Source organism: Streptomyces sp. NPDC104307 (assembly GCF_055584045.1).
The window spans coordinates 296,663-312,488 of sequence record NZ_JBVJMU010000003.1 but is presented as its reverse complement, the minus strand read 5'-3'; the positions used below and the strand labels follow the sequence as shown (position 1 = coordinate 312,488).

Below are 15,826 nucleotides of genomic sequence, written 5' to 3'. Positions count from 1 at the left end.
GGGGTCGCGCGGGGAGGGTGCCCAACGCGCCGCCCGACTCCCCGAAGGGGTGGAATCCGCGCCTCCGGCCGCCATCTGACGCCCCCTCTCCTGACCCCGTGGGCGGCCGGGTCCCGGGCCGGGCTCCGGACCCGGCTAGCGTGGCCGGGTGCCCTACTTCGACGCCGCGTCCGCCGCCCCCCTCCACCCCGTCGCCCGCCAGGCGCTGCTTGCCGCGCTGGACGAGGGCTGGGCCGATCCGGCCCGGCTCCACCGGGAGGGGCGACGGGCCCGGCTGCTGCTGGACGCGGCCAGGGAGGCGGCGGCGGAGGCCGTCGGCTGCCGCCCCGACGAGCTCAGTTTCACCTCGTCCGGCACCCGGGCGGTGCACTCAGGAATTTCCGGGGCTCTCGCCGGGCGTCGGCGTGTCGGCCGCCATCTGGCCGTCTCCGCGGTCGAACACTCGTCCGTGCTCCATTCGGCGGCCGACCACGAGAGCCGGGGCGGGACGGTCACAGAGGTGCCGGTGGACCGGTCGGGGGCGGTGGACCCGGCGGCGTACGGAGCGGCGCTGCGCGAGGACACCGCGCTGGCGTGCCTCCAGTCCGCCAACCACGAGGTCGGCACGGTGCAGCCGGTGGCCGAGGTCGCCGCGCTCTGCCGGGAGGCCGGGGTGCCGTTGCTGGTGGACGCCGCGCAGTCGCTGGGCCTGGAACCGGTGCCCGGCGGCTGGTCGCTGCTGGCGGCGAGCGCCCATAAGTGGGGCGGTCCGGCCGGCGTCGGGCTGCTGGCGGTGCGCAAGGGCGTCCGGTTCGCCGTCCAAGGTCCGGCCGACGAGCGGGAGTCGGGGCGCGCCGCGGGCTTCGAGGACATTCCGGCCATCGTGGCCGCCGCCGCGTCCCTGCGGGCGGTACGGGCCGAGGCGGCGGCCGAGTCGGAGCGGCTGAGCGCGCTGGTGGACCGCATCCGGAGCCGGGTGCCGGTACTGGTGCCCGATGTGGAGGTCGTCGGTGACCCGGTGCGGCGGCTACCGCATCTGGTCACGTTCTCCTGTCTCTATGTCGACGGAGAGACTCTGCTCCACGAGCTGGACCGGGCGGGTTTCTCCGTATCGTCCGGTTCGTCCTGTACGAGCAGCACGCTGACGCCGAGCCATGTGCTGAAGGCGATGGGGGTGCTGTCGGAGGGCAACGTCCGCGTGTCGCTGCCGGCGGGCACTACGGAGGAGGACGTCGACCGCTTCCTCGACGTGCTGCCCGGGGCGGTGGCGGGGGTACGGGAGAAGCTGGGCGCGCCCGCCCCGGCCGCCGTGCCCGCCGCGCCCCCGGCGGGCACGCTGGTCGTCGACGCGCTCGGCAGGCGCTGCCCGATCCCGGTGATCGAGCTCGCAAAGGTGATCGGAGAGGTACCGGTGGGCGGCACGGTGACCGTCCTGGCCGACGACGAGGCCGCCCGGCTCGACATTCCGGCCTGGTGCGCGATGCGCGAACAGGAGTACGTGGGTGAGGAGCCGGCGGACCGGGGCTCGGCCTATGTGGTCCGCCGGCTGTCCTGAGATATCCCCGCGTCAGGTGCTACGCGAGGTGCGTGCGGACCTCGGCGGCGGCCTCGTGGCCGTACGCCTTGGTGAAGCGGTCCATGAAGTGGGTGCGGTGCAGGGTGTACTCCTGGGTGCCGACCGTCTCGATGACCAGGGTGGCGAGCATGCAGCCGACCTGGGCGGCCCGCTCCAGGCCGACGCCCCAGGCGAGGCCGGAGAGGAATCCGGCGCGGAAGGCGTCGCCGACGCCGGTCGGGTCGGCCTTGACGTTCTCCTCCGCGCAGCCGACCTCGATCGGCTCCTCGCCGGCGCGCTCGATCCGCACGCCCTGGGCGCCGAGGGTGGTGACGCGGTGGCCGACCTTGGAGAGGATCTCCGCGTCGGTCCAGCCGGTCTTGGACTCGATGAGCCCCTTCTCGTACTCGTTGGAGAAGAGGTAGGTGGCGCCGTCGAGCAGGATGCGGATCTCGTCGCCGTCCATCCGGGCGATCTGCTGCGAGAAGTCCGCGGCGAACGGGATGCCGCGCGTACGGCACTCCTCCGTGTGGCGGAGCATGCCCTCGGGGTCGTCGGCGCCGATGGAGACCAGGTCGAGGCCGCCCACCCGGTCGGCCACGGCCTTCAGCTCGATCAGCCGGGCCTCGCTCATGGCGCCGGTGTAGAAGGAGCCGATCTGGTTGTGGTCGGCGTCCGTCGTGCAGACGAAGCGGGCGGTGTGCAGGACCTCGGAGATCCGCACGGAGCCGGTGTCGACGCCGTGCCGGTCGAGCCAGGCCCGGTACTCGTCGAAGTCGGAGCCCGCGGCGCCGACCAGGATCGGGTCGGTGCCCAGCAGGCCCATGCCGAAGCAGATGTTGGCGGCGACACCTCCGCGTCGCACGTCCAGGTTGTCGACCAGGAAGGAGAGCGAGACCGTGTGCAGCTGGTCCGCGACCAGCTGGTCCGCGAAGCGGCCGGGGAAGGTCATGAGGTGGTCGGTGGCGATGGAGCCGGTGACTGCGATACGCACGGGAGACTGCTCCTGCGGAGGTCGAGGGGGAACGGTGTCCGCGTCCCCGGGGCGGCATGACAGGGGGCCCGGAAAATCGAGGGCCCTCTTACGCTACCGGTTCCCGGGGCGGTCCGAATGGGAAAAACTACCCGATAGTAGGGCTTTCCTCCTGAGCTCAGAGGTGCTTACGGTGCGGATATGTCTAACCACATCGCTTCGTTCGAGTCCGAGACCGGCCTGGCCGAGCTGCGCGGAGACTGCGCGCGGATGGCTCCGCACTGGGTGGTGCCAGCGAAGGCCGCCGCGCCCCCGGTCGCGCCGTCCCTGATTCACGGGGTGAGGGTGCCCCCGGCCTCGGCGAAGCTGATCGACGCGATGTCGGAGTACGGCGACTGAGACCCCCGCTCAGCAGCTCCCGGACCCAGGGCCTCTCCGCAACTGCCGCCCCACGGGGGAACCGTGCGCTCCCGCGTCCCGTCCCATCGGTGTCCGCACCCCAGGGGCGGGCCATATGCCGGCCAGGCGTATGACGCCAATGCAGGCGAAGGAGCGATCCGGTGAGCACCGAGCGACCCGACAACGACGAGACCGGCCCCCGGCGGCGTTCGCCGCTCGCCGTGGCCTCGGTGGCGGCAGCCGTGCTGCTGGCCGGCGGCGGCGGCGCGTACTGGGCAGCGACGGCGGCGGACGGCGGCAACGTCGAGGAGAACGGAGGCCTCGGCGCGGGCAGTCCCCCGCCGCTCTCCCTCGACGAGCGGACGGGCGGGCCGGCCACGCCCTCCTCCCCCACCTCATCGGCCCCACCGAGGGGCATCGCGCCCGGTGAGCCCGACCCGCACGGCGGACGGCTCGTCTACCGCGCGGCGGGCGCACTGCCGGACGGCCCGGCGAAGGCCGCGGTCCGGCGCGCCAGCGGAACCGTCTCGGCCGCCGAGGTGACCCGGCTGGCGAAGGCGCTCGGCCTCCACGGCACCCCGCAGGCCGAGGGCACCTCCTGGAAGGTGGGCTCCGGCGGGGACGGCTCGGGCCCGGTGCTGCGGGTCGGCAAGCAGGCACCCGGCACCTGGACCTTCGCCCGTTACGGCTCCGGCGGCACGGACAACTGCGGCCACAAGGCGACCTGTTCGGGCGAGCAGGTGGCGCCCGGCGGCTCGGGTTCACCGGTGAGCGAGAAGGCCGCCATGGCGGCGGCGGCGCCCGTACTGAAGGCGACCGGCCAGGACGCCGCCGCCCTCGACGCCCGCCAGCTGATGGGCTCGGCCCGCGTGGTGAACGCGGACCCGGTGGTGGACGGGCTGCCGACGTACGGCTGGGCGACCGGCGTCCAGGTCGGCACGGACGGGGCGGTGATCGGCGGCGGCGGGCAGTTGAAGGGCCTGGAGAAGGGCGCCGAGTACCCGGTGATCGGCGCGGCCGACGCGCTGAAGCAGCTGAACGCGGCGCAGCCCTCGGACGGCCGCAAGAACATCGGCGGCTGCGCGACCGCGGCGCCGCTCAGCGGCGGCACGAAGCCGTCCGGGAAGTCCTGCGGCGCGCGGACCGGGGCGGAGCCGCCGACAACGACGGTGACGGTCGACGAGGCCGTCTTCGGCCTGGCGGCCCAGTACGCGGACGGGAAGCAGCTGCTCGTGCCGTCCTGGATCTTCACGGTCCGGCCGGCAGCGGGCGGTACGGGCAATACCGTCACGCAGGTCGCCGTGGACCCGGCATACCTGACAAAGGACGCCCCGTCGGAGAAGACGCCGGACGGTGGCGGCACGACGCGGGCCGGTGGCACGGTCCAGTCGTACAGCGCCGACGGGCGGACGCTCTCGGTGACGTTCTGGGGCGGCGTGTGCAGCACGTACTCGGCGAGCGCGAAGGAGGACGGTGACACCGTGCGGGTGACCGTGACGGAGTCGAAGCCGGACCCGGAGAAGATGTGCGTCAAGGTCGCCAAGAAGCTGACCCGTACGGTCACACTGGACCAGCCGCTGGGCGACCGGAAGGTGGTCGACGCAGGGTCCGGCGGCGAGGTGCCGCAGAAGTGAAGTAGTGACGTGACGCCCCCGCGCGGGGCGCACACAGCGGTACGGCGGCGGCCCCCAGGATTCGATCCTGGGGGCCGCCGCCGTACCGCTGTCGCGCGGGCGTCCTAGCTGAAGGAGTCGCCGCAGGCGCAGGAACCCGTGGCGTTCGGGTTGTCGATCGTGAAGCCCTGCTTCTCGATGGTGTCGACGAAGTCGACGGAGGCGCCGCCCAGGTACGGGGCGCTCATCCGGTCGGTGACGACCTTGACGCCGCCGAAGTCCTTCACGACATCGCCGTCGAGCGAGCGCTCGTCGAAGAAGAGCTGGTACCGCAGGCCCGAGCAGCCGCCGGGCTGGACGGCGACGCGCAGCGCCAGATCGTCACGGCCTTCCTGCTCCAGCAGGCCCTTGACCTTGGCTGCGGCGGCGTCGGACAGGAGGATGCCGTCGCTCACGGTGGTGGTCTCGTCCGATACGGACATCTGCTTCTCTCCCGGGTTGTACGGAGTCTGCTTGCCGACGTTGCAACCGCCGGAGCCGCGGATTCATTCCGGGCCGCGCGCTTGCCTGTTCCATTCATGCTCGCACACCTGGCCCTCGGGCGGGTGCGTCACATTGACGTTATCGGCATCGTCAAAGTGACGTGAAGCGGTTATGATAGATAACGTCAATTCGACGAAAAGGCTCCTCGTAGAGAAGCTCCTCGCAGAGAAGAAAGGGTGCGTGACGTGACCACGGCCCACCCCGTCCAGGAACTCGACGTCCAGCCGTCGCCCCTCGCCCTGCTCCTGCTGGGCCGCGACGCCGACCCCAGGAGCGAGCGCGGCGTCGAATGCCCCGGCGACCTGCCCTCCCCGTCCGACCCTGACCTGGTGGAGCGCGCCCGCGCGGCCAAGGAGAAGCTGGGCGAGAAGGTCTTCGTCCTCGGCCACCACTACCAGCGCGACGAGGTCATCCAGTTCGCGGACGTCACCGGTGACTCCTTCAAGCTGGCGCGCGACGCGGCGGCGCGTCCGGAGGCCGAGTACATCGTCTTCTGCGGTGTGCACTTCATGGCCGAGTCCGCGGACATCCTGACCACCGACGACCAGAAGGTCGTGCTGCCGGACCTGGCGGCGGGCTGCTCGATGGCCGACATGGCCACCGCGGAACAGGTCGCCGAGTGCTGGGACGTGCTGACGGAGGCCGGCGTCGCCGAGCAGGTCGTGCCCGTCTCGTACATGAACTCCTCCGCCGACATCAAGGCCTTCACCGGCCGCCACGGCGGCACGATCTGCACCTCCTCGAACGCGAAGCGCGCCCTGGAGTGGGCCTTCGAGCAGGGAGAGCCCTCAACGACAAAGGTGCTGTTCCTCCCCGATCAGCACCTGGGCCGGAACACCGCCGTCCGGGACATGGGGATGACCCTGGAGGACTGCGTCCTCTACAACCCGCACAAGCCGAACGGCGGTCTGACCGCCCAGCAGCTGCGTGACGCGAAGATGATCCTGTGGCGCGGACACTGCTCGGTGCACGGGCGCTTCTCGGTGGAGTCCGTCAACGACGTGCGTGCCCGGATACCCGGCGTCAACGTGCTGGTGCACCCGGAGTGCAAGAACGAGGTCGTGGCGGCGGCGGACTACGTCGGCTCGACGGAGTACATCATCAAGGCCCTGGAGGCGGCCCCGGCCGGTTCCAAGTGGGCGATCGGCACCGAGCTGAACCTGGTGCGCCGACTGGCGAACCGTTTCGCTGCCGAGGACAAGGAGATCGTCTTCCTCGACAAGACGGTCTGCTTCTGCTCGACGATGAACCGGATCGACCTGCCGCACCTGGTGTGGACGCTGGAGTCGCTGGCCGAGGGCAATCTCGTCAACCGGATCGAGGTCGACCCGGAGACCGAGAAGTACGCGAAGCTCGCGCTGGAACGGATGCTGGCGCTGCCGTAGCAACCAGTAGCGCGCAAGGGCCCCGGGCCGCCTTCAGGCGGTTGCCCGGGGCCTTCCGCGTTACTGGCGGGGGTAGGCCGGTTTCCGCCGTACGGCACCCATGATGCCCGTTCCGTAATTACCCTGCTACTCACCGCAGCGGGCACGGCCAAGGCCGGACCCCGGTGCGGACGGGAAACGCGGGGCACTTCGTGGTGACCGCGTTGGCTTTGTGACGGAGAGCGGGACGGGCAATGGTGCGTGAGTCGGGTGTGACGGGCGATGAGGGACGCGAGCCGGTGGAGGGGGCGGCCGGGCTTGAGGACGGCTCGTTCTTCACGGGCCGCGAGGAGGTGTTGGGGCGGATCGCCGCGTGGCTGGAGGCGGACGGGTCCGGGCTCTTCCTGGTGACCGGCCCGGCGGGCTGCGGCAAGTCGGCCGTGCTGGACCGGATCGCGACGCCCGGCGGCCCGGCGCGACGCGAGGAGACCGAGGCGCGCGAGGCCGACCCGGGCCCGCGTCCCCGCCGCCCCCTCGCCTCCGTGCTCCTGCGGGACCTGAGCCCGCTCCAGGCGGCCTCGGAGCTGGCCCGGCAGCTCGGACTGCCGGAACCCCTCGGCGCCGAAGAATTCCAGTCCGCGCTGCGCGGGTTGTCCCCGCAGCCGGTGCTGGTGCTGGACGGCCTGGACGAAGTGCCCGCAGAGCACCTCCGCGCCGTGATCGAGGAGCTGGTCATCCCGCTCGGCCGGACGGGCCCGGTCCTGCTCGGCTCCCGCAGGAGTGCGTTCCGCAGCCGTATCGCGGAGGGCGGGTACCGGGGCGAGACCCTGCCGGACGCCCTCGCCCGGCTGACCGGCGCGGAGGTCACCGTCGCGGACCTGGCGCGGGAGCCGCACACCCGGACGGACATCGGTGAGTACGTGTTCCGCAGGTGCGCGGCGGCCGGGATTCCGGAGGACCGGGCGCGGGCGGCGGGCGAGGCGGTCGCCTCGCAGGCCGAGGCGGTGGACGGCGGGTTCCTGTTCGCGCGGCTGGTGGCGGACTCGTTCACACGGCTGGTGGCGGACTCGCTGTCGGCGGCGTCGGCCGGTGCCGAGGAGGGCCGGCTGCCCGACTCCGTCGAGGCCGCGTTCGAGGAGGACCTGCGGTCGGGTCCGGTACGCGTACGGGAGGACGGCACCGAACTGCCGTCCGCCGCCCGGGACCTGCTGACGGCCCTCGCCTGGACGGCCGGGCGCGGGATGCCCGCCGGGGGCGTGTGGGAGGAGGTCGCCGGGGCGCTGAGCGGCGGCGGTGCGGTGTCGTACGACGAGAGCGACGTCAACTGGCTGCTGTCCGCCTACGGCCGCTACGTCGTCGAGGACTCGGAGGACGGCCGGGCGGTGTACCGGCTGTTCCACTCCGCGTTCGTGTCGCTGCTCGCGGACCGGGCGGGGCCCGGGGGCTCCGGGACCGGTGAGGTGGCGTTGGCCGCGCTGGTCGAGCACGTCGAGCGTCGGGCGGTGGGCGACGACTGGGCGGGCGTCGATCCGTACGTGGTGCGGGGCCTGGTGCCGCACGCGGCGCGGGCGGGCGCACCGGGGGTCGCGATGCTGCGGGCGCTGGTGGAGCGGGGCGGGGCGCCGGTTCTGGCCGAGGCCTTGTGCCGGTTCTCCGCCCGGCTGGGGGCAGAAGGGGACGCGGAAGGCGCGCTGGACGCGGCGCGGGAAGCGGCCGAGCTGTACCGGGAGCTGGAGCGCGGCGCTCCCGGGGCGTTCGGTACGACGCTGGAGCCCGGCGTTCCCGAAGCGTTCGGTACGGCGCTGGTGCGCGCCCTCATCGACGTGGCCGGCGGCTGCGCGGCCATGGGCGACCGTGAAGGTGCCCTGCCTCCGGCCCGCGAAGCTGCCGCGCTCCAACGGAACCTGGCCGAAGCGGGCGACAGCGCCGCACAGCCCGGCCTGGCTGCCGCCCTGAGCGGTCTCGGCCGACGCGTCGGCGCTATGGGTGACCGCGAGGGAGCAGTCGCCCTGACGCTGGAGGCAGTCAGCATCTACCGGCAGCACGTGGAGCGGGACCCGGCGGCGTTCCGCCCCGGTCTCGCCGCCGCGCTGACCGGCCTGGCGGCGAGTCTGGCAGCCGTCGGGCAGACCCGGACGGCCGTGGACGCCGGGCAGGAGGCCGTGGACATCTACCGGGAGCTTGCCGCTTCGTACCCCGATGAGTTCCTGCCCCCGCTCGCCGCTGCCCTGACCCAGCTGTCCGCGCACCGGGAGGCCATCGGTGATCTCGACCGGTGCCTGGAGCCCGCGCGGGAGGCCGTGGAGCTGTGCCGGGAACTCGTCGCGCTCCATCCGACCGCCTTCCAGCCGCAGTTGGCGGGCGCTCTCCATAACCTGGCGGACCGGCTCTCCGCCACCGGCGACCACGCGGAAGCCCTCACCACCGTCCGGGACGGCGCGCTCCTGTACGCCGAGGTCGCGACGCGGCACCACGACATCTTCCAGCCGCTTTTCGCCCGCGCCATGTCCTCCCTGGCCAACAAGACGGCCGCCGCCGGAGACCTGACCTCTGCGGTCATCCTCGCGGGCGAGGCCGTACGCCTCCAGCGCCAGCTGACCCTGGACCGGCCGACAGCCGCCCTCCCGGGACTGGCCTCCATGCTCAGCCATCTCGCCGCACACCTCGTCGCCACGGGCGGGCTCGCGGCTGCTCTGCCCAACGCCGAGGAGGCGAGCGCCCTTTGGGGGCGCCTGGCCGCCGAGGACCCGGACGCCTACCTGCCCCGGTACGCGACCGCTCTCAGCGACCTCGGCAGTCAACGCGCGAACCTGGGCGATGTTTCGGGGGCGCTGGCGGCGGCCCAGGAATCGGTCGGCATCCGCCGCGCACTCGCCGTACAGCAGCCCGCCGCCCACCAACACGACCTGGCCACGGCACTCGCCCGTCTCGCCGCTCACCTGTACAGCGCCGAAGACCCGGCGGCGGGTCTGAGCGCCTCGGAGGAAGCGGTCACCCTCTTCCGCGAACTCGCCGGACATGAGCCCGCTCTCCGCTCCGCCCTCGCGGGCTCGCTCGGCACCCTGGCGCGGAATCTCGCCGCCACCGGCAACCGGAAGGAAGCCCTGGAGACGGCCGGGGAGGGCATCCGCATCCTGCGCGGGCTCGTCGGTGACGACCCCAGCAGCGCCCACCTCCCCGGTCTGGCTCTCGCCCTCCAGAACCTCAGCAAGCACCTGGAGGAGGACCAGGACGCCGAAGGAGCGGTGCGCGCGGCGGAGGAAGCGGCCGCCACTTACCGGACGCTGGCGCTGGAGAATCCCGACGCCTTCGAGGAGGACCTGACCTCCGCTCTCGTCAACCTCGCGCAGACTCTCGTCCACACCGGCGACCACACCTCTGCCGTCCGGCACTTCGACGAGACCGTGGCGGAGTTCGCCTCCGCCCACCCCGCGACCGGCCACCGTCTCGGCGCCGAGCGGTCCATCTTCCTGCTGGGCTGTCCCGCACCCCACGCCTCGGCCGGCGTCCGCGAGCTGGTGGCCCTTCTCGACGGGGAGTCCACGCCGGACGCCGCAACGAACGCCGTGACCGTACGGGCCCGCCGGGCGCTGCGCGCGTACAACGACCCCGAGGCCGTCCGCACGGCGTGGGAGGCGGAGACCGGCTCCCACGTACCGGACTGGCTCGAACTGTCGCCGGAGACGCTGAGCCTGGTCAGTTCCTGGATGTTCGCACCCAACTGGCCCGAGTCACGCGACTTCTGGTCCCGGAACGCCGAGGCGCTCAGCAGGCCGGAGACGGCGACCGTCCTCGAAGAAGCGGCCCTCCTCGACCCCGGCACCGCACAGCGGCATGCCGCACTCCGCGAGATCGTCATGGACCATGGCGTGACCGCCGCCTACGATCCGCTGATCCTCAGGGAGCAGCTGACGGAGTGGGTGGACTGCGCGGACTGGACGGAGTCGCGGGCCTACCTCCAGGACCACCCCCGCCTCCTCCAGGTCCCGCCGCCCGAGGCCACCCCGCTCACGCACGTCGCCGTCCTCGATGTCGCCCGCGCCGAAGGGCTGGACGCCGCGTACCGCCTCGTCGAGGACCGCACCGCCCTCCAGACCTACGTGGAGCGCGCGTTGGACGCCGGGGACGGCACCGCGCTGATGCACGCGGCGGCCGTGGAGGGGCAGGTCTTCAACGACAAGCTGTCCTCCCTCACGCACGCCCAGGCCAGCATGGTGCTCGCCGGGGCGGTCGACGCCGTGGAGCCGAACGATCTGGCCACGCTCCTGCCCAGGGCCCGGGAGGAGATCCGGGTCCGGCTGCTGAGGGAGATCTGCGCCCTCAGCGTCCAGCACGCCCATCCGCACGGCGATACGTGGCTCCGGATCGTCAAGGCCCTCAGCGGAAGCGGGGGCGCCTGAGAGCGCCGCGCCCGGTCAGCCGGCGCCCTCCCCGTTCGCCAGCCGCCCGCCCCGGCTCGCCGCGATCCGCAGGGTGTCCCCCAGCGACTCGGCGAGCCGGACGCCCGCGAACCGCAGCTCCTGCTCCCCCACCACGGTCTCCGCCAGTACCTCACGGGCCTCATCGAGTACGTACTCGGCGGAGGCGATCAGGTCGGCCTCAAGTTCGTCGGCCATCCGGGAGACAGGGCCGCCGGGGCTCGCCGGGCTGAGCCAGCACGGCCCGCCGTTCTCGTTGGTCCATGGGAGCAGCCGCATGGCTTGGCCCTGCGCGTCGAACATCATGTCGATAGCCACCTTCGGAGAAGGCCCTCTGGTGCGCCGCACGAGAGAGCGGTTACGGTGTGTGCCGCAATCGTCGCCCTGGGAGACATCTCCCCAACAGGGCGCCGCCGTCCCGGCCTTGGGAACGGGACACACGAAAGGCACACACCGTGACGTTCAGACCCCAGGCCCTCAACCCGTACCTGTCCGCCCGGCACTACTTCGGTTCCGAGCAACGCCGCCACCGCGAGCGGGCCGGGCTGTCGCTCGTACAGCTCGCAGACATCGTGAACTCCAGCAAGAGCACGCTGGCCCGGATCGAGACGGCCGAGCTGATGCCGCCCCCGGACATCCCCAGCCGGCTGGACATGGCGTTCGGGACGGACGACCGCTTCCACGGGCTGTACGAGCTGGCCCGGCGGGAGATCCATCCCGACCAGTACAAGCGGTACATGGACTTCGAGTCCCGTGCCGAAGTGATAGAGCAGTATGGGGCGCAGGCCCTGCCGGGTCTGTTCCAGACCGAGCAGTACGCGCGGGAGTTACTCCGTTGCCAGGAGGACCTGAGCGCCGAACAGGTCGAGGAACGCGTCACCGCGCGCATGTCACGGCAGGAACGGCAACGGTCGGAGGACCCGCCGTTCCGCTGGGCGATCATCGACGAGGCCGTACTGCGACGACAGGTGGGCGGTCCGTCGTGTATGCGTGAGCAACTGGCTTCGCTGCTGGAGCAGGTGGATACTCCGGACAGTAAAGTTCAGGTGATGCCGTTCAGCGCGGGGCCACACTCGCTCCTGGGTGGCGCGCTGACTCTGCTGACCCTGCCCGACTGCACTTCGGTGGCGTACGAGGAGGGCATCCAGGCCGGAAGTCTCTACGAGGATCCAGCCGCGGTGAAGAAGTGGCGGCGACAGTACGAGGTACTGCGCGCCAACTCCTCCTCACTGGCCGAGTCGGCGGAACTGATCCGGACCGCGATGGAGGACTACCGACCATGAACCACTCCCCCGAGCTGAGCACCGCCCACTGGCGCAGCAGCAGTTACAGCAACACCAACGGGGGCGAATGCGTCGAGATCGCCGACGACTTCCCCGGCGTCGTCCCCGTACGCGACAGCAAGAACCCCACCGGACCCGCCCTCCTCATCGAAACCGCCGCCTGGGACGCCTTCGTCTCCTCACTCAAGTAACAACAGCTCGGGCAGCAAGCGAAAACCCGCACGAGTCGGCGGAACCGGACCGCGATGGAGGGCTACCCACCATGACCCACTCCCCTGAGCTGAGCACCGCCCGCTGGCGCAGCAGCAGTTACAGCAACGCGAGCGGCGGCGAATGCGTGCAGGTCAGCGACGGCTTCCCCCGCGTCGTCCCCGTACGCGACAGCAAGAACCCCACCGGACCCGCCCTCGTCATCGAGACCGCCGCCTGGGGCGCCTTCGTCTCCTCGCTCAAGTAGCGGGAGGGAGCCGGAGAACCCGAGAGGGCCCGTCCCACGCACTCGCGTGGGACGGGCCCTCTCCGTTCGTCAGGCCTGCGCGGGCTCGGTTTCCCGGGCCTCGTCGGACTCGGACTGGGCCGGGATGCCCGCCTTCGCGGCGCGCTTGTCGGCCTTCTTCTTCGCGCGGCGCTCCTTGCGGAGTTCCACCATCGCGTACAGCGTCGGCACCAGGAGCAGCGTCAGCAGCGTCGAGGTGACGAGACCGCCGATGACCACGACGGCCAGCGGCTGCGAGATGAAGCCGCCCTCTCCGGTGACGCCGAGCGCCATCGGGAGGAGGGCGAAGATGGTCGCCAGTGCCGTCATCAGGATCGGGCGGAGCCGGTGGCGGCCGCCCTCGATGACCGCCTCGACGACGCCCATGCCCTGTCGGCGGTACTGGTTGATCAGGTCGATCAGCACGATCGCGTTGGTCACCACGATGCCGATCAGCATCAGCATGCCGATCATCGCCGCGACGCCCATCGGGGTGCCGGTGATGAGGAGCAGGCCGATCGCGCCGGTGGCGGCGAACGGGATGGAGACCAGCAGGATCAGCGGCTGGATGAGCGACCGGAAGGTGGCGACCAGCAGCATGAAGACGATCGCGACGGCCGCCAGCATGGCCAGGGCCAGCTTGACGAAGGCGTCGTTCTGGTCCTCGGAGACGCCGCCGATGGTGGCGGTGGCGCCGTCCGGGAGGTTCAGCGAGTCGACCTTCTTCTGGAGTGCCGAGCTGACGCTGCCGGTGTCGTCACCGACGGGCTTGGCGGTGATCGTCGCGGCGCGCTGGCCGTCGATCCGCGTCATGGAGACCGGTCCGGGGACCAGCTTCACGTCCGCGATGGTGCCGAGCTTGACCGGGCCGAGCGGCAGGGCCTTCAGCTCGGCCATGGTGACGGCCGGGTGGGCGGACTTGATGACGACGTCGCGCTCGGTGTCGTCCATGGTCGCCTTGCCGGAGGGGGTGCCCTTCACCGCGCCGGCGACGGCCGCGCCCAGGGTGGCCTGGGTGAACCCGGCGTCGGCGGCCTTGGAGTTTGCCGTCACCGAGATGCGCGGGATGCTCTGGGACAGGTCGCTCTGGACGTCGGAGACGTCCTTGAGGCCCGCCACCGCCTTTCGGACCTGCTCGGAGGACTTGGCGAGGACGTCCGCGTCGGCGGCCTTGACCACGACGCTCAGGTCCTGGCTGCCGAAGCCGCCCGCCTCCGCGATGGTCGTGTCACCGATGCCGTCGAGCTTGCCGAGGGCCCCGTCGAGGCGCTTCTCCGTGGCGTCGTACTCGGCCGGGTCCTTCAGGGTGACCTGGTAGGTGGCCTGGTTGGCGCCCGTGCCGCCGCCGAAGGCGGCCATGAAGCCGGACGAGCCGACGGTGACCTGGTAGTCCTTGACGCTCTTGTCTCCGGCGAGGAGCTTCTCGACCTTCTTGGACGCCTCGTCGGCGGCCGCCAGGCTGGTGCCCGGGGGCAGCTCCTGGTTGATGGAGAGGACTTCCTGCTCGCCCTGGTCGAAGAGGGTGGTCTTGAGCAGCGGGGCCATGCCGAAGGTGCCGATCAGCACGACGACGGCGATGACCACGCTGACGATGCGGCGACGGGTGGCGAAGCCCAGCACCCGGACGTACAGCCGCTGGAGCTTGCTGCGGGCTTCCTTCTCCTCGGCCTTGCGGCGGGCCGCCTCCGGGTCCTCCGTGCTGCCCTTGGGGGCGCGCAGGAACCAGAACGAGAGCACCGGGACGACCGTCAGCGAGACCAGCAGGGAGGCCAGCAGGGCCGCGGTGATGGTCAGTGAGAACGAGCCGAACAGCTCGCCGACCATGCCGCCGACCAGACCGATCGGCAGGAAGACGGCGACGGTGGTGAGGGTGGAGGCGGTGACCGCTCCGGCCACTTCCTTCACCGCGGCGAGGATCGCGGACTGGCGCTCCTCGCCGTAGCTGAGGTGGCGCTTGATGTTCTCCAGGACGACGATCGAGTCGTCGACGACCCGGCCGATCGCGATGGTCAGCGCGCCCAGGGTGAGCATGTTGAGCGAGAGGTCACGGGTCCAGAGCACGATCAGTGCGAGAACCACGGAGAGCGGGATGGAGACCGCGGTGACCAGGGTCGAGCGGAGCGAGGCCAGGAAGACCAGGATGACGATGATCGCGAAGACCAGGCCGAGCGCGCCCTCCGTGGTCAGGCCCGAGATCGCCTTGGAGACCGCGGGGCCCTGGTCGGACACGACGGTCAGCTCGGCGCCCGCGCCGAGGTCCTTGCGCAGGTCGGGGAGCTTGTCCTTGACCGCGTCCGAGATGGCGACGGCGCTGCCGTCCTTGTCCATCGTGGCCACGACGGCGAGGCTCGGCCTGCCGTTGGTGCGGGTGATGGAGTCCGCGGTGGCGGGCTCCTGCTTCACCGTCGCGATGTCACCGACCCGGACCGGCTTGCCGGGCTTGCCCGTCGCCGGGTTCTGACCGATGACCCGGAGGTCCTCGATCTGCTTCAGCGAGGTGAAGGAGCCGCCGACCTGGACGGTGCGGCTCTTGCCCGACTCGGAGAAGGAACCGGCCGGGACGGTCGCGCCGCCGGACTGGAGTGCCTGGGAGAGCGAGGCGGCGTTCAGACCGGCTGCCGCGAGCTTCTTGTCGTCGGGGGTGACGGAGATCTGGAGGTCCCGCACACCGTCGACGGACACCTGGCCGACGCCGTCGATGTCCTCGATCGCCGGGACGACCGTGCGGTCGAGCTGGTCCGCGAGGGCCTGCTGGTCCTTGTCGGAGGTGACGGCGAGGACGACGGTCGGGATGTCGTCCGTCGAACCGGCGACGACCTGCGGGTCGACGCTGTCGGGCAGTTGGACGCGGGCGCGGTTCACGGCCTGCTGGATGTCCGCGACGAGCTGCTTCGTGCCCTCGTCGCCGAAGTCGAAGGACGCCATGATGACGGCGTTGCCCTCGCTGGCGGTGGAGGTGATTCCGGTGACGCCGTCGACGGCCTTGATCGAATTTTCGAGCGGTTCGACGACCTGCTTCTCGACCACATCGGGGGACGCACCCTGGTAGGGGGCGAGCACCGACACCATCGGGAGTTCGATGGTGGGCAGCAGCTGCTGCTTGAGCTGCGGGATCGCGATCGCGCCGAACACGAGCGCAACGATCGAGATCAGCCCGATCAGGGCCCTCTGCGCGAGGCTGAATCTGGACAGCCAGGACATGGGTTAGGTCTCTCTTCTGTGGC

General features: G+C 71.5%; 12 protein-coding genes. 8 read left to right on the top strand and 4 right to left on the bottom strand.

Annotated elements, in window-relative coordinates; genetic code table 11:
* The first annotated feature begins 148 nt into the window (after positions 1 to 148).
* Positions 149 to 1,534: an aminotransferase class V-fold PLP-dependent enzyme gene (locus tag ACZ601_RS11455; RefSeq protein ID WP_469535946.1), complete on the top strand. Its 1,386-nt coding sequence runs from the start codon at positions 149 to 151 to the stop codon at positions 1,532 to 1,534.
* A gap of 19 nt (positions 1,535 to 1,553) precedes the next feature.
* Here ACZ601_RS11455 and ACZ601_RS11450 read toward each other — a convergent pair whose 3' ends face one another.
* Positions 1,554 to 2,528 (bottom strand): carbohydrate kinase family protein, encoded by a 975-nt coding sequence (locus ACZ601_RS11450; RefSeq protein ID WP_440575079.1) that lies wholly within the window; start codon positions 2,526 to 2,528, stop codon positions 1,554 to 1,556.
* Between the two features lie 180 nt (positions 2,529 to 2,708).
* Here ACZ601_RS11450 and ACZ601_RS11445 point away from each other — a divergent pair, with 180 nt between their 5' ends.
* A complete protein-coding gene (locus tag ACZ601_RS11445) occupies positions 2,709 to 2,906 on the top strand; it encodes a hypothetical protein (RefSeq protein WP_469535943.1) in 198 nt (65 codons plus the stop codon).
* Between the two features lie 161 nt (positions 2,907 to 3,067).
* Complete coding sequence (locus ACZ601_RS11440; RefSeq protein ID WP_469535941.1) at positions 3,068 to 4,540, top strand: hypothetical protein; 1,473 nt, start codon at positions 3,068 to 3,070, stop codon at positions 4,538 to 4,540.
* A 104-nt stretch (positions 4,541 to 4,644) separates the two neighbouring features.
* On the opposite strand, the gene ACZ601_RS11435 is transcribed toward ACZ601_RS11440, so the two are convergent.
* Positions 4,645 to 5,001, bottom strand: coding sequence for a HesB/IscA family protein (locus tag ACZ601_RS11435; RefSeq protein WP_024488899.1), 357 nt, complete (start codon positions 4,999 to 5,001; stop codon positions 4,645 to 4,647).
* A gap of 246 nt (positions 5,002 to 5,247) precedes the next feature.
* Between ACZ601_RS11435 and nadA the strand changes: the two genes are divergently transcribed.
* Positions 5,248 to 6,447, top strand: coding sequence for a quinolinate synthase NadA (nadA, locus tag ACZ601_RS11430; RefSeq protein ID WP_469535939.1), 1,200 nt, complete (start codon positions 5,248 to 5,250; stop codon positions 6,445 to 6,447).
* 251 nt (positions 6,448 to 6,698) lie between these two features.
* Positions 6,699 to 10,826 carry a tetratricopeptide repeat protein gene (locus tag ACZ601_RS11425; RefSeq protein WP_469535937.1) on the top strand — a complete coding sequence of 1,376 codons (4,128 nt, stop codon included), beginning with the start codon at positions 6,699 to 6,701 and terminating at the stop codon, positions 10,824 to 10,826.
* 15 nt (positions 10,827 to 10,841) lie between these two features.
* Here ACZ601_RS11425 and ACZ601_RS11420 read toward each other — a convergent pair whose 3' ends face one another.
* Positions 10,842 to 11,162, bottom strand: a complete 321-nt coding sequence (locus ACZ601_RS11420) for a hypothetical protein (protein WP_469535935.1) — start codon at positions 11,160 to 11,162, stop codon at positions 10,842 to 10,844.
* A 137-nt stretch (positions 11,163 to 11,299) separates the two neighbouring features.
* Between ACZ601_RS11420 and ACZ601_RS11415 the strand changes: the two genes are divergently transcribed.
* The 3 genes from ACZ601_RS11415 (at position 11,300) to ACZ601_RS11405 (ending at position 12,584) form a co-directional block, all read left to right on the top strand.
* Positions 11,300 to 12,127: a helix-turn-helix domain-containing protein gene (locus ACZ601_RS11415; protein ID WP_469535932.1), complete on the top strand. Its 828-nt coding sequence runs from the start codon at positions 11,300 to 11,302 to the stop codon at positions 12,125 to 12,127.
* The gene (locus tag ACZ601_RS11410; protein ID WP_469535930.1) at positions 12,124 to 12,318 is read left to right on the top strand and encodes a DUF397 domain-containing protein; all 195 of its coding nucleotides are present in this window, start codon (positions 12,124 to 12,126) and stop codon (positions 12,316 to 12,318) included. Before ACZ601_RS11415 ends, ACZ601_RS11410 begins: the two co-directional genes overlap by 4 nt.
* Positions 12,319 to 12,389: 71 nt before the next feature.
* Positions 12,390 to 12,584, top strand: coding sequence for a DUF397 domain-containing protein (locus ACZ601_RS11405; RefSeq protein WP_469535928.1), 195 nt, complete (start codon positions 12,390 to 12,392; stop codon positions 12,582 to 12,584).
* A 69-nt stretch (positions 12,585 to 12,653) separates the two neighbouring features.
* On the opposite strand, the gene ACZ601_RS11400 is transcribed toward ACZ601_RS11405, so the two are convergent.
* Positions 12,654 to 15,803, bottom strand: a complete 3,150-nt coding sequence (locus ACZ601_RS11400) for an efflux RND transporter permease subunit (RefSeq protein WP_469535925.1) — start codon at positions 15,801 to 15,803, stop codon at positions 12,654 to 12,656.
* Positions 15,804 to 15,826: the final 23 nt, after the last annotated feature.

Bases quoted from the DNA above. Each gene is read 5' to 3' on its own strand.
- ACZ601_RS11400 (WP_469535925.1), bottom strand. From the start codon at position 15,803: ATGTCCTGGCTGTCCAGATTCAGCCTCGCGCAGAGGGCCCTGATCGGG.
- ACZ601_RS11445 (WP_469535943.1), top strand. From the start codon at position 2,709: ATGTCTAACCACATCGCTTCGTTCGAGTCCGAGACCGGCCTGGCCGAG.
- ACZ601_RS11410 (WP_469535930.1), top strand. From the start codon at position 12,124: ATGAACCACTCCCCCGAGCTGAGCACCGCCCACTGGCGCAGCAGCAGT.
- ACZ601_RS11435 (WP_024488899.1), bottom strand. From the start codon at position 5,001: ATGTCCGTATCGGACGAGACCACCACCGTGAGCGACGGCATCCTCCTG.
- ACZ601_RS11405 (WP_469535928.1), top strand. From the start codon at position 12,390: ATGACCCACTCCCCTGAGCTGAGCACCGCCCGCTGGCGCAGCAGCAGT.